Origin of the sequence: Halobacillus yeomjeoni (assembly GCF_020171525.1) — a bacterium.
Classification (GTDB): domain Bacteria; phylum Bacillota; class Bacilli; order Bacillales; family Halobacillaceae; genus Halobacillus; species Halobacillus yeomjeoni.
Genome location: NZ_JAIVAI010000003.1, coordinates 142,708 through 160,338 on the forward strand (window position 1 = coordinate 142,708; position 17,631 = coordinate 160,338).

Annotated in this window: 18 protein-coding genes; all 18 read right to left on the reverse strand. The window is 45.1% G+C overall.

Annotation, left to right across the window (positions count from 1 at the left end):
• Positions 1 to 167: 167 nt before the first annotated feature.
• The 18 genes from trxB to LCL89_RS11335 all read right to left on the reverse strand — a co-directional run bounded on the left by trxB (position 168) and on the right by LCL89_RS11335 (position 17,617).
• Entirely contained in the window at positions 168 to 1,121 is a 954-nt protein-coding gene (gene trxB, locus LCL89_RS11250; protein ID WP_224810172.1) for a thioredoxin-disulfide reductase, read from the reverse strand.
• 213 nt (positions 1,122 to 1,334) lie between these two features.
• Entirely contained in the window at positions 1,335 to 2,351 is a 1,017-nt protein-coding gene (locus LCL89_RS11255; protein ID WP_224810173.1) for a tetratricopeptide repeat protein, read from the reverse strand.
• A gap of 91 nt (positions 2,352 to 2,442) precedes the next feature.
• A complete protein-coding gene (hisIE, locus tag LCL89_RS11260) occupies positions 2,443 to 3,066 on the reverse strand; it encodes a bifunctional phosphoribosyl-AMP cyclohydrolase/phosphoribosyl-ATP diphosphatase HisIE (protein ID WP_224810174.1) in 624 nt (207 codons plus the stop codon).
• Positions 3,063 to 3,821 carry an imidazole glycerol phosphate synthase subunit HisF gene (hisF, locus tag LCL89_RS11265; protein WP_224810175.1) on the reverse strand — a complete coding sequence of 253 codons (759 nt, stop codon included), beginning with the start codon at positions 3,819 to 3,821 and terminating at the stop codon, positions 3,063 to 3,065. Before hisF ends, hisIE begins: the two co-directional genes overlap by 4 nt.
• A complete protein-coding gene (gene hisA / locus LCL89_RS11270; RefSeq protein WP_224810176.1) occupies positions 3,821 to 4,552 on the reverse strand; it encodes a 1-(5-phosphoribosyl)-5-[(5-phosphoribosylamino)methylideneamino]imidazole-4-carboxamide isomerase in 732 nt (243 codons plus the stop codon). The genes hisF and hisA overlap by 1 nt, the downstream gene beginning before the upstream one ends.
• A gap of 11 nt (positions 4,553 to 4,563) precedes the next feature.
• Entirely contained in the window at positions 4,564 to 5,193 is a 630-nt protein-coding gene (hisH, locus tag LCL89_RS11275; protein ID WP_224810278.1) for an imidazole glycerol phosphate synthase subunit HisH, read from the reverse strand.
• A complete protein-coding gene (gene hisB, locus LCL89_RS11280; protein ID WP_224810177.1) occupies positions 5,193 to 5,792 on the reverse strand; it encodes an imidazoleglycerol-phosphate dehydratase HisB in 600 nt (199 codons plus the stop codon). Before hisB ends, hisH begins: the two co-directional genes overlap by 1 nt.
• On the reverse strand, positions 5,780 to 7,057 hold the full coding sequence (hisD, locus tag LCL89_RS11285; protein ID WP_224810178.1) for a histidinol dehydrogenase: 1,278 nt from the start codon (positions 7,055 to 7,057) through the stop codon (positions 5,780 to 5,782). The genes hisB and hisD overlap by 13 nt, the downstream gene beginning before the upstream one ends.
• The gene (gene hisG, locus LCL89_RS11290) at positions 7,054 to 7,692 is read right to left on the reverse strand and encodes an ATP phosphoribosyltransferase (protein ID WP_224810179.1); all 639 of its coding nucleotides are present in this window, start codon (positions 7,690 to 7,692) and stop codon (positions 7,054 to 7,056) included. Before hisG ends, hisD begins: the two co-directional genes overlap by 4 nt.
• Positions 7,685 to 8,869 carry an ATP phosphoribosyltransferase regulatory subunit gene (locus tag LCL89_RS11295; RefSeq protein ID WP_224810180.1) on the reverse strand — a complete coding sequence of 395 codons (1,185 nt, stop codon included), beginning with the start codon at positions 8,867 to 8,869 and terminating at the stop codon, positions 7,685 to 7,687. Before LCL89_RS11295 ends, hisG begins: the two co-directional genes overlap by 8 nt.
• Before the next feature lie 291 nt (positions 8,870 to 9,160).
• Entirely contained in the window at positions 9,161 to 9,979 is an 819-nt protein-coding gene (locus LCL89_RS11300; RefSeq protein WP_224810181.1) for a hypothetical protein, read from the reverse strand.
• Positions 9,980 to 10,103: 124 nt separating this feature from the next.
• Positions 10,104 to 11,774, reverse strand: coding sequence for a glycerol-3-phosphate dehydrogenase/oxidase (locus tag LCL89_RS11305; protein ID WP_197317528.1), 1,671 nt, complete (start codon positions 11,772 to 11,774; stop codon positions 10,104 to 10,106).
• 234 nt (positions 11,775 to 12,008) lie between these two features.
• On the reverse strand, positions 12,009 to 13,505 hold the full coding sequence (glpK, locus tag LCL89_RS11310) for a glycerol kinase GlpK (RefSeq protein WP_224810182.1): 1,497 nt from the start codon (positions 13,503 to 13,505) through the stop codon (positions 12,009 to 12,011).
• 538 nt (positions 13,506 to 14,043) lie between these two features.
• On the reverse strand, positions 14,044 to 14,844 hold the full coding sequence (locus LCL89_RS11315; RefSeq protein WP_224810183.1) for an MIP/aquaporin family protein: 801 nt from the start codon (positions 14,842 to 14,844) through the stop codon (positions 14,044 to 14,046).
• Positions 14,845 to 14,947: 103 nt separating this feature from the next.
• Positions 14,948 to 15,505: a glycerol-3-phosphate responsive antiterminator gene (locus LCL89_RS11320; RefSeq protein ID WP_197317525.1), complete on the reverse strand. Its 558-nt coding sequence runs from the start codon at positions 15,503 to 15,505 to the stop codon at positions 14,948 to 14,950.
• Entirely contained in the window at positions 15,502 to 16,044 is a 543-nt protein-coding gene (locus tag LCL89_RS11325; protein WP_224810184.1) for an acyltransferase, read from the reverse strand. Before LCL89_RS11325 ends, LCL89_RS11320 begins: the two co-directional genes overlap by 4 nt.
• 3 nt (positions 16,045 to 16,047) lie before the next feature.
• On the reverse strand, positions 16,048 to 16,686 hold the full coding sequence (ppaX, locus tag LCL89_RS11330) for a pyrophosphatase PpaX (RefSeq protein WP_224810185.1): 639 nt from the start codon (positions 16,684 to 16,686) through the stop codon (positions 16,048 to 16,050).
• Positions 16,661 to 17,617, reverse strand: coding sequence for a nucleoside recognition domain-containing protein (locus LCL89_RS11335; RefSeq protein ID WP_224810186.1), 957 nt, complete (start codon positions 17,615 to 17,617; stop codon positions 16,661 to 16,663). The genes ppaX and LCL89_RS11335 overlap by 26 nt, the downstream gene beginning before the upstream one ends.
• Between the last annotated feature and the right edge of the window lie 14 nt (positions 17,618 to 17,631).

The following is a 17,631-nucleotide window of genomic DNA, read 5'->3' on the forward strand; positions in this document are numbered from 1 at the left end:
CCTACAATATTATGATTCATACTCCTGAAAATGCCCAAAAAAATAACACAGGTGAAAAGCACCTGTGCCAATAGAGATTCTATCTATTAAAGGGGGTCAATTAATCATCACCATTATAACGTAATAATATTTCACTCGTATTACAGAAGAGTTAAAATGTTATGACTTTATTTATTGACCGGCTTAAGTTCTTCTAGAAGATTCTCGATATAGTGCTGAGCCGATTGAGCAGCAATACTGCCATCGCCTGTAGCTGTCACGATTTGACGTAACTCTTTCTCACGAATATCGCCAGCTGCGAACACACCCGGAACTTTCGTTTCCATTTTCTCATCGGTTTCGATATATCCTTGTTCGTTCGTAATGCCGAGACTTTCAAAAGGAGTGCTTAGTGGAATCATTCCGATATAGATGAATGTTCCGTTCGTTTCAAACTCATATTCTTCATCTGTCTTATTGTTGTGGAGAGTGACACTTCCCACTTTTCCATCTTTCTCATTGATGGATTTCACTTCGGTATCCCAGATGAAGTCAATTTTGTCATTGTCGAATGCGCGGTCTTGTAAGATCTTCTGGGCACGAAGTTCATCTCTACGGTGAACGATCGTTACTTTGCTTGCGAAACGAGTGAGATAGACACCTTCTTCGACAGCAGAGTCACCGCCACCAACGACAACCAGCTCTTTGTCTCGGAAAAAGGCACCGTCACAAACAGCGCAGTAAGATACGCCGCGGCCGCCTAATTCTTTTTCACCAGGTACCCCGAGCTCTTTATACTGAGCACCAGTGGTAATGATCAGCGCACGGGTTTTATATTCTTTCTTCCCTGCTTTTACGATTTTATATTCTTTTCCATCCACAACTTCTTTTATATCGCCATATGCGTATTCAGCACCGAATTTCTTTGCGTGCTCGAACATTTTATTTGATAGGTCCGGTCCCAGAATACTTTCATATCCAGGATAGTTTTCTACATCTTCTGTGTTGGCCATTTGACCACCCGGTACTCCACGCTCAAGCATGAGAGTATCGAGGTTGGCACGAGAAGTATAGACAGCAGCTGTCATTCCAGCTGGACCGGCACCTGCGATGATTACATCATAAATACGCTCTTCTGTCATAGGTCATCAGCTCCTTGCTTTTCCAATAAACTTCTAACTTTTCATGTTCATATCATAGTAAATCATACGAAAACCGTCCATTAATGTGCTTGAAAACTAGTCCAATGGGCCTGGATCCCATCAAAAACTTTCATGACAGGCTGGAATTGTTTTGATTTTCAAACATGCAAAAGGTTGAGAGGTACTCCTCCCAACCACCTGCACAGTCTGTGATCAGCGTTCTGTCCAAGGTCCACCATCAAGGCTCAATTTCGGAAACTGTTTACAGCCTTTTTCCCAAAGGTTAAGGGCCTTGGATGGATCTCCTGTATGATATGAGGCAATACTGTACCATTTATAATAGACTTTCCGACGAACTACTTGTTTATCCCTTAAAACACTGAATCGCTCGACTGCTTCCTTATATAACCCTGCCCGCGCCAAAGTTTCGGCAATAGCCAGCTTCTGCTGTTCATGCATAGGGAATACATTTCTCAAGAGCTCGACGTGTCCGTGGGCTTCGTCACGTTTGTCCATTTCCAAATAAAAGGTTGCCAAGTTGACGTGACTTTGAATGTTGGAAGGCTCTTTTTCAAGACAATCCACCTCAATATCAACAGCCTCTGATTCTTCTCCGCTCATAAATAAGGCGTATGCGTATTTATGCTTTGCGGTAGTGAATTCAGGGAACATCTGCATCATCTCATGAAGGACGCCAATAGCTTCTTCCCACTCTTCATGCTCAAGGTGGTAGAAAGCTGTTTCTTGATAAATCAGTAATTCATCTTCATCATCAAAAGCCCATTCATCATCTTCGTCATCTTCATCCAACGACTCCAACATGTCAATCAACTGCTGAGCCGCTTCCTCAAACTCTCCGTCTTCTGCGTACTCCATATAGGTGTCTGCATACTTTTTAGCATCTTTCAACAGCCCTAAATGAGCATAATTATTCGCCATAAGATAATAGCAATCTACATACTCTTTTCCGAATTTCGTCAGAACCTCACTCAACAATTGATTCGCCGCATGGTAAGAGCCTACTTCTGTATATACGACAGAAAGCTGGCATTGGTAAAGAGGTTCATCAGGCGAAGTATCGATCGCTTTTTTCAACCATTTGACGGCTGCATTGAAACGGCGTTTCTGAAATGCCTGTATGCCATGAGAGAAATAAAACTTCCCTGATGGTAAAAAAGGGATGATATTCGACTGATCTTGAGCTGCTGCACTTTGTAGTGATGTCGTCATGACCGTCCTCCTAATTCCGTTACAATCTCACTAATAAAGCAGTATAACACAGAAATGCATTTAGAAGTAGGAGGAATTTGGTACATTTTATTCAAGAATGACGTTTTTCCAATACATTCAGTACTTCATCCAAGGAGACATTTCGGTCTGTCAGAAGAAGTAAAAGGTGGAAGAGAAGGTCGGCGGATTCAAGCGCCATTTCCTCCGGGTCATCATTTTTAGCAGCAATAATGACTTCACCCGCTTCTTCACCGATCTTTTTCGCAATCCTGTCCACACCTTCCTGGAACAATTGCGCTGTGTAGGAGCCTTCAGGCAGCGTCGACTTTCTTTCAGCCAACACTTGTTGTAACTGATCTAAAATGTAATAACGGTCCTCTTTCGGAGATGTACTTCCTTCAGTCAATCTTTCAGAAAAACAGCTGTAATCTCCTTTGTGACAAGCCGGGCCTTGAGGGATGACTTGAACGAGGAGAGCATCCTGGTCGCAATCATAACGGATTTCTTTGACCTTTTGAATATTGCCGGATGTTTCACCTTTGTGCCATAGCTCCTGGCGGGATCGGCTGTAAAATACAGTCTCTCCGACCTCCAGCGTTTTTTCTAAAGACTCTTTACTCATGTAAGCCAGAGTCAAAACGGATTTTGAGCGTGCATCTTGGACAATGGCAGGTACGAGACCTTTTTCGTCAAACTTGATGTCTTTTATATTCATCGGACGGTCACTCCTCTCTCTTTCAAATAGCTTTTTACATTCATGACAGAAGTTTCTTTGTAATGGAATATGGATGCAGCCAATGCTGCGTCTGCATCGACTTCGGTGAATACTTCATAAAAATGCTCACTCGAACCCGCACCGCCTGAAGCGATGACAGGGACACTCACTACTTTTTGGACAGCCTCAAGGAGCGGAAGATCAAAACCAGTCTTTTCCCCATCTTTGTTCATAGACGTCAGCAGGATTTCACCAGCACCCAGACGTACCGCTTCCTGCGCCCATTCGGTCACTTCCCAGTCCGTCGGAGTTCTTCCCCCGTGTGTATAGACCCGCCATGATTTCAATTCTTCATCATAACGAGCATCGATGGCGACAACGATACATTGGCTTCCAAAGTAGTCTGCCCCCTCAGTAATCAATTCAGGGCGTTGGACTGCAGATGAGTTGAGCGAAACTTTATCGGCACCATTCCGGAGAGTTTCTTTGATATCCTCAAGCGTCCGGATACCTCCTCCAACCGTAAAAGGAATGGCCAGTTCAGACGCAACAGAGCGAACGACATCAATCATCGTTTTCTTTCCTTCATGACTTGCAGAAATATCTAAAAATACGAGCTCATCCGCTCCTTGTTCATCATAGACTTTAGCCAGCTCCACCGGATCTCCAGCATCACGAATATCCACAAACTGAATGCCTTTGACGACTCGCCCGTCCTTTACATCTAAACACGGGATGATTCGTTTGGATAACATCAGGACTCCTCCACTTCTAGGGCTTCTGACAAGCTGAAGCGGTTGGAATAGAGAGCTTTTCCGACAATAGAACCGATTACATGCTGCGTCTGGTACTGCTTCAACACTTGAAGGTCCGCAAGACCCTGGATTCCACCAGATGCAATGACATCCACACCCGTCTCCTTAGCTAAATGTACGATTTCCTGTACATTCGGACCTGAAAGCATTCCATCTTTCGCAATATCCGTGTAGATGAACGTTTGCGCTCCTTCTTCCGCTAATGCAAGTCCAAGGTCGACCGCCTTCACTTCTGAAGACTCAAGCCACCCTTCTGTTGAGACATATCCGTCCCTCGCATCTAAACCAATCGCTATTTTTTCTTTGTATTTTCGGATCAAGCTTTTCGTCAATTTCGGATCCCTTACTGCCAATGAACCGATGATGACACGGTCGACGCCTTGATCCAGATAAAAGCGGACATCTTCTTCAGAACGGATTCCTCCACCGATTTGAACGCGGCAATCCAACTCATTCGCTACCCGCAACACATGACCAGCATTTTGTTTGGAACCTTCTTTCGCTCCATCAAGATCTACCATGTGAATCCATGAAGCACCTGCTGCTGCGAATTCTTTAGCTACTTCAAATGGATCTTCTCCATATACCGTTTCTTTATCAAAATCCCCTTGTTCCAATCGTACACATTTTCCATCTCTCATATCGATAGCCGGATAGATTGTAAAACTCATTTAAAAACTCCTCACTGTTTGACCATTACTTTACAAAAGTTTTCTAAGAGCCGCATGCCAGGTTCTCCACTTTTTTCAGGGTGGAATTGACTGGCTACTAAATTTCCTCTTCCAATGATTGCAGGAACCTCTAAATGATAGTCAGAGGTTGCATATAAAATTTCAGGGTGATCGGTTTGAACGACAAACGAGTGGACGAAATAAACAAAGTCCTCCCCGACTTCGTTCAGTAACCCCTTATCCGGTTGATGAATGTTCAACCTGTTCCACCCCATATGTGGGACTTTATAAGAATTGCCGTTTTCATCCACACCAGGAAACTTGACGATGGTTCCAGGAAATAAACCAAGCCCCTCCGTTTGTCCACCTTCCTCACTGGACTCAAATAAAAGCTGCATACCCAGGCAGATCCCATAAATAGGCACGCCCTCATTCACTTTCTCCTTGATGAATGTGATGAATCCATGGTCCCCCAAAGCTTTCATCGCATCAGGAAACGCTCCGACGCCGGGAAGAATATATCCGTCACATTCAGAGATTTTTTCAGGGCGGTCTCCCACCTTATAAGGGACATCCAGACGCTCCAAAGCTTTTGAAACACTGAATAAATTCCCCATTCCGTAATCAATGATTCCTATCATCATAAACTTCCTTTCGTACTCGGTACTCCTTTGACACGAGGATCGATTTGAGTCGCTTCATCCAGTGCTCTGGCTAAAGCCTTGAACATCGCTTCAATGATATGGTGCGTATTATGACCATGATGAAGGACGATATGTAAATTCATTCGAGCTTCTACTGCAAATTTCCAGAAAAATTCATGGACGTTTTCTGTATCAAACGTACCGACACGCCCTTTTGGCAGCTCAGCCTTCCATTCGAAATGTGGACGGTCACTCAAGTCCACGGCTACCGTGACTAACGTTTCATCCATCGGCAGCGTCATGGATCCATAACGTTTCATGCCGTGTTTGTCCCCTACCGCTTCACGAAACGCTTGTCCGAGACAGATTCCGATATCTTCGGTCAAATGGTGGTCATCCACCTCAACATCTCCATGACCTTTGACTGTCAAATTGAAAAGCCCATGCTTAGCGAAAAGTTCCAACATGTGGGATAAAAATGGCGTTTGTACGTCCAAGTCGGAGCTTCCCTGTCCATCTATGGAAAGCTCCAACTCGATATCTGTCTCTCTCGTCTTTCTCTTGATTTCAGCTTTTCGATCATTCATGATTTCCATCGCTCCTTACGTATCTCCACGGCGCGCGCATGGGCTTCCAACCCTTCCAACCGTGCGAACCTGGCAATTTTATCAGCATTTTCCTTCATAGCTTGTGCACTGTATGAAATCACACTCGATTTTTTCACAAAGTCATCGACGTTCAATGGACTTGAAAAACGAGCCGTTCCATTGGTCGGAAGCACATGATTGGGTCCAGCAAAGTAGTCCCCGACCGGTTCACTACTGTATGGCCCGAGGAAAATCGCTCCAGCATGCTTGATTCTTCCTAACTCTTGAAATGGATCTTCCGTAATGATTTCCAAGTGTTCAGGAGCGATTTCATTGATGGTTTCTACTGCTTCATTCCACGTTTCACAAAGAATGATCATGCCGTAGTCTTCAACGCTTTTCCTTGCAATTTCTTCTCTCGGAAGGTCGGCAAGCTGCCTCTCTACTTCCGATTGGACCTGCTCAGCTAATGAAGAACTGGTGGTGACAAGAACGCTTGAAGACCTTGCATCGTGCTCAGCCTGCGATAGTAAATCCCCTGCCACTTCTGCAGCTTCAGCCGTATCATCAGCTAAGACGGCAATTTCACTGGGACCGGCAATCATATCGATATCGACATCTCCGAAAACCTCACGCTTTGCGAGCGCAACGAATACATTCCCGGGTCCTGTGATTTTATCGACGGCTTGAATCGATTCCGTACCGTAAGCCAGAGCCGCTACTGCCTGAGCGCCGCCGACTTTATAAACATCTTCCACACCTAAAATATGAGCGGATAGGAGCACTCCCGCAGGTACTTTTCCATCCTTCCCGGGAGGAGTCACCATCACAATCCTCTCCACACCCGCGACTTGCGCTGGAATGATGTTCATGAAAACGGATGAAGGATATGCGGCCGTACCGCCTGGAACATATACACCTGCAGCATCGATCGGTGTGATCTTTTGTCCTAAGATCGTTCCATTACTTTGTGTGTCAAACCATGATTTCGTCGATTGTTTTTCATGGAAAGCCCGGATATTGTCTGCGGCTTCTTTCAAAATTTGCACGTATTCTCCATCCAGTGAATCATACGCTTCTTCAAATTCTTCGCTGGTCACTTTGTAATCATCAAGTTTCACACCGTCAAAACGCTCTGTATAGGATAAAACGGCTTGATCACCGTTTTCTTTCACATCCTGGATAATGGATTGGACAATTTTTCTCTGTTCTTCGGTCCCTTGATCGACTGTACGTCTTAGATTGATCCGGTCACTTTTTCGGATGATTTTCATACTTCTTCCCCTTCCATGACCTCACTCAATTTATTTACCATCCGGTCGATCTCCTCACTTTTCAATCGATAGCTGACAGGGTTTACGATCAACCGGGATGTGATATCTGCAATCTTTTCGTATTCGACTAATCCATTTTCTCTAAGCGTGCGGCCGGTAGACACGATATCGACAATTCGATCCGCCAAACCGATCAGCGGCGCCAATTCAATCGAACCATTCAATGGAATGATTTCTATCTGCTCGCCTTGTTCTCGGAAATAATCCGAAGCGACTTTCGGATATTTCGTAGCGATTTTAGGCGCAATCCGGTTCATCGGCTGATCAGGCAGGCCTGCCACTGCTACATAGCAAGGACTGATTTTCAAATCCAGGACTTCATAAACATCCCGGTCCTGCTCGAGCAGCACATCTTTACCTGCAATTCCGATATCTGCAGCACCATACTCTACATAAGTGACAACGTCCATCGGTTTCGCCATCATGATTTGAATGTTTTGTTCCGGAAATTCAAGAATCAATTTCCTCGACTCATCCTGGTCCGCTCCCAAATCATAACCGGCCTGTTTCATAAGTTCTGCCGCTTCTTCATAAATGCGTCCCTTCGGCATAGCAATGGTAAGTTTGTTACTCATCCTGTCCACCCCCAGCCTCTGTCATATCTTCTGTATTTGCTAATTCCTGCTTGAATGATTGAACATCCGGGATTTGATCAACATGTTGAAGCAATACAGAATATCCATTCTTTCTGTATTCCTTCGCTTTTTGCATCCCTCGCTGGAACGAGTCGTCATCTACGATGATTCCTATACGTTCATCGTTATCTTCACTTTCATTCAGCGCTTCTACCAGACGTTCTACGTGGATCGCGAAACCGGTCGCGGAAGCATTGAGCTGGAAGGAAGGCAGTAACGCATCATAGCGCCCGCCATTACATAGCAGCGCTCCAAGATTGGGAGCATAGCCTTCGAATAGAATGCCGGTGTAATAATCCATGTGACTGATCAAATTCAAGTCGAATTGGATATACTTCTCCACTCCATGTTGTTTCAATAGACGATAAAGCTGTTTCAAGTCATTGACCGCCTGCATACACGATTGGTTACGAGCCAGTGATCGGCTTGATTCGAAGATTTCTTCTCCTCCACGAAGGGAAAGAAGCTGAAGCAGAGCCTGCTGTTTATCGTGTTTGATCGAGAGTTGTTTAACGGCTTCTCTAAACCCTACATAATTTTTTCTATATAGGTACTCTAATAGACGATCGATCGTTTCATCGTCATCTTCAAGAAGATCACTGAAAAAAGCTTTTACATAACCGATGTGACCTACGGTAATGACGAAATCGTCAAGACCTGCTTTTTTCAACGAATCGACTAACAAAGCGATCACTTCTGCATCACCGAACGATGAATGATCGCCGATCAATTCTGTCCCCACTTGTTCAAATTGTGCAGGCTTTCCACCCTCCGTCTGTTGAGCACGGAAAACCGGTCCATCATAGGCAAGACGAAGAGGAAATTCAGAATTCTTCAATTGTGAAGCAGCTACGCGTGCTATGGGAGCTGTCATGTCCGGACGCAGTACGAGCGTGTGCCCTTGCTGGTCCAGCAGCTTGAACAACTGCTGATCCAAGGTTGCACTCACTTCTCCCACTGTTTCGTGATATTCAAGAAAAGGCGTGTCCATAAAGGAGTAGCCGTGGGCAATGATTTCTTCCGATAACTGTTTTCTTACTTTTGCTTTTTGTCTATAAAAAAAGGGAAGCGTATCGCGCATTCCCAGTGGTTTTTCAAACATTAAACGCTTTACCAATGGAATTCATTCCTTTCGACAAATCCTTTACTTCGCTAATATGTTAACATGCTAACAAAATGAAGATATACCGTCAATCATTAATACTCCATGGTTTCCCTCTTTCATCATAGCAGAAACTAAGACGAAAAACGGGTGTTAACCTGCCTTTGGTGTGTTTTTTGAACGAATTTTCCGAATTATGTCTTATTTAGGATGATCAGGGGAAAAAATATAAAGTTTCTCTGCGTAATCTTAGAAACAAAAAACACCTCTATTTGTTTAATCTCAACAAAATAGAGGTGTCTATACTCAGCGGTACCTGGTTTGCAGCAAAAATAAAAAGGCGACCAGGGAATGCGGGATGTCATCCCGCTTTTTCCACTCGATCAGAGAACCGTATACATCATTGAAGTCGTCAGCTGCTTCACGTGGAATAGCTCCTTCTTTCATGACCGCCCACACATTTCCATCCTGATCCTTGATGGTGAAATGGCCAATCACAGGATCTCCCTCTGCACTCCAACGGACATAATTTTTCTCAATATACCGGTAGACTTTTTGTCCCGTCGATTTATTTTTCATTTCTTTCGTGTATGCGACATAGGTTCCATCCATCTGCTGGACATAGCCCCTCCAGGTGAATCCACCCTTTTTCTCCAGATGATAGATTTCCTTTCCATGATCGGCCCTCATCTTATAATCCGCAGGTCGAATTGAACCATAGGAAAGAAAGGTGGCAAAGAAAGAAACCAGGCTGTGTCTGCTTCTCGTCTTCTCTTGAACTGAGAAATAAATTTGTTTATTCATATCATACATATGAGATTCTCCGGCTTCTTTTTCATTCGCTCCTATGTACATGCGGGCGGGCGCCTTATCAAAAAATATATCTTCATCGTCCTTCAGGGCACGCTCGGTGCGTTTCGCTTTTTGTATATCCCGATATCCCATTTGAATCAATCTCCCCCCACTGATTGCAAATAGAGGACCATACAAGAATGCAAGGACAGTGCTTCCTGGATCATATGTAAAAAATCCGATAATAAAAATAAGAGATACGGCAGCCAAACAGGCTCCTGTTATGAGTTGACGTTTTCCGTCTTTTTCAATCAATTCTCTGACATCTGTCATTTCACTTCCTCCTCTCACAATGATTACGGATGGGAACGTGCAGAAGTTTCATTTCAATGAAAATACTCTATTTAATGAGTCCAGAAAAAAGCCTCCCACATGATTTGTGGGAGGCTTCAGTATCTTACTTCACATACTCAACTGGAGTGTCTGCTTCTTCCAAAAGAAGATTCAATTCATCCGTATATTGTTTCTTCTGTTCATCTGAATAACCCAGTTCTTTTGCCATGAATTCAATAACTGATTCTTTATGATCGTGTACCCATTGAATATCAAAGAACAACGCTCCTGTACGTCTTACGAAGAAGTCGACCGGTTTGAAAGTCAATTCGTTTTCCAAGCCGTATACGAGTTGAGCAAAAACAACCGGATCGATATTTTCTTTTTCTGCATCTTGCTTACGGTTCTTATAAATGCCGTACACTTTATCTACATTCGCTCCATAAAGTCGCACGAGCCGATCCGCCTGTTTTTCACTCAATCCAAGAGACTGCCCGATGTTGATACGTTCGGTCTTAAAGCGTTCGAAACCTTTCGATCCGTTCACTTCCCCGCCGGAAATCGGCATGTGTTTCGTCTCCGAATCCGAGTAACGGATGCCGTACTCTTCCATCAACTGATCTCTTACGATACCGACAGCTGTTTCCGCCATCTTCCGGTAACCGGTCAGCTTACCTCCAGCCATTGAAATGAGACCTGAATCCGAAATGAAGATCTCGTCCTTTCTGGAGATTTCTGAAGGGTCTTTCCCTTCTTCATGGATCAATGGACGGATGCCGGCCCAGCTTGATTCCACATCATCCGCTGTCACCTCAACCGTAGGGAACATCATCTTGATCGCATCCAAAATATAATCCCTGTCTTCTTCGGTCATCGTCGGATGAGCAATTTCTTCTGTATATTTGGTATCGGTCGTTCCTACATACGTTTTTCCATCACGAGGAATAGCGAAAATCATACGACCATCCGGGCTGTCGAAATAGATCGCCTGCTTCAACGGGAATACGGATTGATCGAAAACGAGGTGGACACCTTTTGTCAGTTGAAGGGTTTTCCCTTTTTTAGATCCATCGATCTCGCGTAGTTCATCCACCCAAGGACCACCAGCATTGATGATCTTCTTGGCTTTTACATGGTATTGCTCACCAGTGACGGTATCCTCGATTTTCGCTCCGCTCAATGTACCATGCTCGTTGTAGATGAAGTCGACGACTTTCGCATAGTTCGTTGAGCATGCTCCATACTCAACCGCTTTTTTCATCACTTCCAGCGTAAGGCGGGCATCGTCCGTTTTATATTCTACGTAGACTCCTGCACCTTTGAGACCTTCTCTCTTAACCAACGGCTCCCGCTCAATCGCTTCTTCAGGAGTAAGCATCGTACGACGTTCTGACTTTTTCACTCCAGCCAAATAATCATAAACACGAAGGCCGAGGTTCGTAGATAATGGACCGAAATTTCCTCCTTCGTGGAAAGGAAGCATCATCCATTCCGGAGTTGTGACATGTGGTCCATTTTCATAAACGATTTCCCGTTCTTTTCCTACTTCGGCCACCATTTTCACTTCAAATTGTTTCAAATAACGCAAACCGCCATGGACAAGCTTTGTGGAACGGCTTGATGTACCGGCAGCAAAGTCCTGCATTTCCACTACCGCCGTTTTCATTCCTCGGCTGGCTGCATCCAATGCAATTCCTGAGCCGGTAATTCCTCCTCCGATGACAAGGACGTCCCACTCTTCCTGGGTCAGTTTTTGAAATTGTTCGTTTCTTTCGTAACTAGAAAATGAAGTCATTCCGATCTCTCCTTTTATATGATGGCTCAAATTTTTCAATGTCATATGATACCTTTATTCCCTAATCTGCATAGAAATATGTCCTTTTACACACATCATCGATGACGGGAATAAAAAAAGAGACCACGAAAGACTTTATGCCCAGCATAAAGTTTCGTGGTCTCTCCGTATCTCCGACCGTTTGCATTAACTTGTTGCTTACATTGTAACAGATATGTGGATTCTGTCCACCATTTAATCTGTTTTAAAAACCCGGGTGGCTTCGACCGCTTTCTGCCATCCTTTATAGAGAGTTTCTCTCTTCTTTTGATCCATCGTCGGATCAAATTCACGCTCTACTTCCCAGCGTTTCCTGATATCATCTTTACTTTCCCAAAAACCAACTGCAAGTCCAGCAAGATAGGCAGCTCCAAGAGCGGTCGTTTCATTCACTTCAGGACGTTCCACGGTGACATCCAATAAATCACTCTGGAACTGCATAAGCAGGTTGTTTTTGACAGCTCCACCATCTACGCGCAGCTTTTTCAATTCGATTCCAGAATCCTCCACCATCGCATCGACGACATCTTTCGTTTGGTAGGCAAGAGATTCCAATGTGGCACGGACGAAATGCGCCTTCGTCGTTCCACGGGTCAATCCGAATACAGATCCACGAGCTTCACTATCCCAGTATGGGGTGCCCAGTCCAACAAAAGCTGGAACGACGTATACTCCATCTGTCGAGTTGACCTCTCCTGCAATTTCTTCACTTTCAGGAGCGCTTTCAATCATTTTGAGACCGTCACGGAGCCATTGGATGGCCGATCCAGATACGAATATACTCCCTTCCAGAGCATATTCAACTTTGCCGTCCACACCCCAGGCGAGCGTCGTCAACAATCCGTTTTCAGATTTGACTGCTTCCTCCCCTGTATTCATCAGCATGAAACCGCCTGTTCCATAAGTATTTTTGGCCATTCCTTTTTCAAAGCAGGCTTGACCGAACAATGCAGCCTGCTGATCTCCAGCTATTCCAGCGATCGGCACTTCTTTTCCATAAAAATGATAGTCGACCGTATGGGCATAAACTTCTGAGGATGGTTTAACTTCCGGGAGCATGCTTTTCGGCACCTCCAGGATGTCCAGGAGCTCGTCATCCCATTCCAAGTCGAAAATATTATACATCAAGGTCCGTGATGCGTTGGAATAATCGGTCACATGCGCTTTTCCACCTGACAATTTATAAATCAGCCACGTATCGATCGTTCCGAACATCAAATCCCCGTTTTCTGCTTTCTCCCGTGCGCCATCGACGTGATCAAGAATCCACTTCACTTTTGTACCAGCAAAGTAAGGGTCTAATAGAAGGCCTGTCTTGTCTCGGAAAGTATCATTCAACCCTTTCTCACGAAGCTCATCACAAATCCCCTGCGTTTGACGGGACTGCCACACGACAGCACGGTAAATAGGCTTGCCTGTATTCTTATCCCAGACCACGGTCGTTTCCCTCTGGTTGGTGATCCCTATCCCTTCTACTTGCTCAGGATTGACATCCGCTTTTCTCAACACATCTGCCATACAACTTAATACAGAAGTCCAAATCTCGTTCGCATCATGTTCTACCCATCCTGGCTTTGGAAAATATTGTTCGAACTCTTTTTGTCCGGTTTCCACAATTTCTCCATCCTGGTTGAAAAGAATAGCTCTCGAACTAGTCGTGCCTTGATCGATTGATAAAATATACTTTTCCATCGTGAATTCCTCCTACTCTTCTTTTTGGCTCTGTTATTGCTTCGTGTTGTTATTTCATATGTGAGCTTATACCAACTCTTTCTGTCCTAAAATTTGTGTGAGGATGCCTTGGGAATGACTCCCTTTCCGTGGGGTACCGTGAGCCTCCTCAGGCTGCGCCTTCCGGGGTCTCACGATGTACCTTTATCCCACAGGAGTCTCGCCATTCCCAAGGCCGCCTCTTCCAAGTAGAAGGGTCGGAAAGGCCATAGCCGAAGTCCGTTACACCAACTACGAACGGGATGGCAGGGAAAACAGGTAGACTCCTGCGGGAAAAAGGAACAAGATGAGACCCCGGAGAACGAAGTTCAAGGAGGCTAAAGCGTTCCCCGCGGAAAGCGGACTGTTTTCCCTGCCATCCCATGCTCTGTTCAAAAAACGGACCGAACCTATAATTCTACACGGAACTTTAACAGAGTCTTCTTTTTAACGCTGTTTAATACAGGGATCATCCAAAAAATCTTAATGCAGTTTATTCGTCATTGAACATTAACACTATTTAAGCCGCTTTGACTTTTTTCAACTCCACCCTCATGGATGCGAACAATAACGCGATGATGAGAAGTGAAGAAATCCAAAACCACCCGGTCATGTTCGCCTTAAAAATCGCTTCGTAGAACAAACCGCCGTACATGCCTCCGATTACAGGTCCGATAATCGGAACCCAGGCGTATCCCCAATCCGAACTCCCTTTACCCGGAATCGGCAGCAGCGCGTGAGCAAGTCTCGGACCAAAATCACGTGCTGGATTGATGGCATATCCCGTAGTTGCTCCGAGAGACATACCGATAGCTACAATCAACAGTCCTACAATCAATGGGTTCAACCCTTCTGTAAATTCATTGGCACCGATGAAAAGAATCCCGATGACCAACACAAATGTTCCAATGACCTCACTGACCAGGTTCGAAATGGGGCTTCGAATCGCAGGATCGGTACAAAACACCGACCTCATCGCTAATTTGTCTTCTGTGTCTTTCCAATGAGGCATGTAGTGGAAATAGACGATGGAGGCACCGATAAATGCTCCCATTGTTTGAGCTACGATGTACATCGGTACTTTCGACCATGGAAAGTCGCCAACCGTAGCTAAACCAAGGGTTACGGCAGGATTGATATGTGCCCCACTCACCTGCTTGACCGCATACACCCCCATGGCGACAGCCAGTCCCCAGGCAACGGTAATCAGTACCCAGCTACCTTCGGCTTTTGTATGTTTCAAGTTGGCACCGGCTATGACCCCGCCACCGAGAATGATTAAGATCATAGTTCCGACCAGTTCTCCCATGAATTCTGTCATGGCAGCAAGCCCCTTTCCTTACGCCCGCCTTTAAAAAAATCACACAATGTCCATGATGGACAATTGTGTGACATCTAGGTGAGTGCTTCAGCTAAGGAAAGATTTATGTATCATGCGAAAACCGCCATAAATCCTTATGTGAAGACGATACAGCTGAAGCTCCTGCTTCAATAGCCTCGTCGACTTCATCTGCATGACGAATGAGTCCACCGGCAATGACAGGAATACCCAGACGGGCTTTAATCTCTCTTATCATTCCCGGTAAAACGCCAGGTAAAACCTCTACATAATCAGGTTGGGACTTTTTCATAAGTTTAACGTTGTGTTCAATCGCTTGACTATCAATCAAAAACAATCGCTGCACGCTGACCATCTCGTATTTTTTTGCCTGACGTATGACATGCGCTCTAGTGGAAATGACTCCGTCCGGCTTCACTTCCTGCCCGATATACTCCATTCCGAAATCATCCGCTTTCAACCCTTGAATCAAATCGACATGAACGAAAATCTTCTTCCCCGCTTTTTGACCGACTTTTACAAGTTTTCTTAAAAGGCCCAGACGACTTTCGAGGAGAATGATCACTTCTGTCTCACTGTCGAGAAGGGCTTCAAACTCTTTCACGGTCTTTACAGCAGGTAATACAGGGTCTTTGAAGTTCATGAAGATCCCTCTTTTCTATTGAAAAAATCATCCTGTCTTCTCCGTTCATCCATTTCTTCCTTGGAGTAGATGACCGCCATCGGATTGCCACCTACAAATGCTCCTGCAGGAACATCTTTATGGACGAGTGTACCTGCTGATACGATGGCACCATCACCGATCTTCACACCAGGTAAAATGGTGGTGTTGGCTCCGATCATCACCTCATCTCCAATGAGGACATCCCCAAGCCTGTACTCCTGGATCAAATATTCATGAGCCAGTATCGTCGTGTTATACCCGATGACACTATTGCGCCCGACTTTGACCCGCTCCGGGTACATGACATCGAGCATGACCATCAAGGCGAAGGCGGTTTTCTCCCCTACATCCATCTTCAGAAATGTACGGTACAACCAGTTCTTCATGCCGAGAAATGGCGTATATCTTGCAAGCTGGATGACGATGAAGTTTTTGACCACTTTGAAGAATGGCACCGTTTTATATACGTGCCACAAAGAATTAGCTCCTTTCACTTCATAGCGTTCTGTGTTTCTCATCCGTCATCCTCCTGTAATTTCAATCAGCTCTCTCATATTTTCAAGCATATAATCAGGGTTCAAATCATCCAGAACTTTTCGCCCTTTGACCGTCCATGCCACTCCAGCAGTTTTTGTACCAGCATTTTTCCCTGCTTCGATATCATGCGTATTATCTCCGACCATCATCGCTTCCGATGTTTTGACACCCAATTGGTCCAGAGCTTTCAAAATCGGCTCCGGATGAGGCTTGGCATGTTCTACGTCATCCAGGGTGACGACCGTTTCAAACAGCCCGTCAAGGTCCGTCAACTCCAGCCCCATTTGGACCGTATTTCTCATCTTTGTCGTCACGATGCCTAAACGATAATCTTCTTCCTTCAGCTTTCGGATGGTTTCCACCACTCCGTCGTACGCTTTCACATACGAATCGTGGTTTTCAATGTTGTGTTTACGATATGTCTCGACCATTTCTTCGACGCGATCCGGGTTGATTTTTCTCAAGCTGTCTCTTAGAGGGGGACCGATGAAATCGAGGACTTCATCCCTTCCATAATCCCGGTCTCCGTATTGCTCGATCGTATGCATGAAAGAAGCAATGATCAACTCGTTCGTATCGATCAACGTTCCATCCAAATCAAAAAGTATGGTATTTATTTTCATAAGAAGTATCCTTCCTCTGCTGTTGTAATCTGTTCCAAACGAAACCGACACCCGCCGTCAAAATGATCGCTGTAGCTAAACGGATAGCCAATAGAGGCCACACCGGTATGCCCAAAGGAATGAAAATCAACGTATCCTCTACGACAGCGTGACAAGAAACTAAAAACAAAATCGCTAAATACATATCTTTTTTGGAAACCCCATCCTCTTCCACTGCCTGGATCATCAAACCTGCTCCATAAGCAAGACCGATGGTGAGTCCGGCAACTAAGGTCATGGACGTATTCCGCTCCATACCAAGGAAACGTGTGGCAGGGGCAACCCACCGGGAAAAAAGGTCCAGCCAACCTTTTTCCCGGAGGTATTGCATGAAAATCATCAAAGGGATGACAATGAGCGCCAGCTGCAAAACACCCATGGATGCTGTCTGAAACCCTTGCCAGATGATTTCTCCCCATCCACCAGGGTCAGAAGTTTTCTCAGGGGCAAGGCCGTATTTAGCTACTTCACCCCCACCTTTCCAAAGGAGGTTGATCAAAACGGCCGATAGGAATGCCAAACTCAGACGGACTCCTGCGACGAACCACCAGCTTACACCAACCTTTTTGGCAACTGTCGATTCGATGAGTAAGTTGTGGGAGAAGGACATCATGACCGCCAGGATGAACACTTCTTTGACGGTGAATTCAAACGATATGATCGCTGCAATCCCTGCGTATAAGTTTAAAAAGTTTCCGACGACAAGAGGGACTGCAGCTTCTCCAGATAAGCCGATGAACTTCATGAGCGGTTCTAGTTTTTCAACTACCCACGGAAGGACAGGCGTGTACTGAAGGATCGTAACAATCAAGGTAACTGGAAAAATCACTTTTCCAAGCGTCCAAGTAAGAGATATCCCTTTCCCGGCTCCTCGTTTCATGATTCCTTTCATTCTGGTACTCTCCC

Coding starts and splice junctions, on each gene's coding strand:
- LCL89_RS11305 (WP_197317528.1), bottom strand. CDS start 11,774: ATGACTTCATTTTCTAGTTACGAAAGAAACGAACAATTTCAAAAACTG.
- ppaX (WP_224810185.1), bottom strand. CDS start 16,686: ATGAAAATAAATACCATACTTTTTGATTTGGATGGAACGTTGATCGAT.
- hisG (WP_224810179.1), bottom strand. CDS start 7,692: ATGAGTAACAAACTTACCATTGCTATGCCGAAGGGACGCATTTATGAA.
- LCL89_RS11315 (WP_224810183.1), bottom strand. CDS start 14,844: ATGACAGAATTCATGGGAGAACTGGTCGGAACTATGATCTTAATCATT.
- LCL89_RS11255 (WP_224810173.1), bottom strand. CDS start 2,351: ATGACGACATCACTACAAAGTGCAGCAGCTCAAGATCAGTCGAATATC.
- glpK (WP_224810182.1), bottom strand. CDS start 13,505: ATGGAAAAGTATATTTTATCAATCGATCAAGGCACGACTAGTTCGAGA.
- hisH (WP_224810278.1), bottom strand. CDS start 5,193: ATGATAGGAATCATTGATTACGGAATGGGGAATTTATTCAGTGTTTCA.
- hisF (WP_224810175.1), bottom strand. CDS start 3,821: ATGTTATCCAAACGAATCATCCCGTGTTTAGATGTAAAGGACGGGCGA.
- hisIE (WP_224810174.1), bottom strand. CDS start 3,066: ATGAATATAAAAGACATCAAGTTTGACGAAAAAGGTCTCGTACCTGCC.
- LCL89_RS11325 (WP_224810184.1), bottom strand. CDS start 16,044: ATGAGAAACACAGAACGCTATGAAGTGAAAGGAGCTAATTCTTTGTGG.
- LCL89_RS11320 (WP_197317525.1), bottom strand. CDS start 15,505: ATGAACTTCAAAGACCCTGTATTACCTGCTGTAAAGACCGTGAAAGAG.
- hisA (WP_224810176.1), bottom strand. CDS start 4,552: ATGAGTTTTACAATCTATCCGGCTATCGATATGAGAGATGGAAAATGT.
- trxB (WP_224810172.1), bottom strand. CDS start 1,121: ATGACAGAAGAGCGTATTTATGATGTAATCATCGCAGGTGCCGGTCCA.
- LCL89_RS11335 (WP_224810186.1), bottom strand. CDS start 17,617: ATGAAAGGAATCATGAAACGAGGAGCCGGGAAAGGGATATCTCTTACT.
- hisD (WP_224810178.1), bottom strand. CDS start 7,057: ATGAAAATCATCCGAAAAAGTGACCGGATCAATCTAAGACGTACAGTC.
- hisB (WP_224810177.1), bottom strand. CDS start 5,792: ATGGAAATCATGAATGATCGAAAAGCTGAAATCAAGAGAAAGACGAGA.
- LCL89_RS11300 (WP_224810181.1), bottom strand. CDS start 9,979: ATGACAGATGTCAGAGAATTGATTGAAAAAGACGGAAAACGTCAACTC.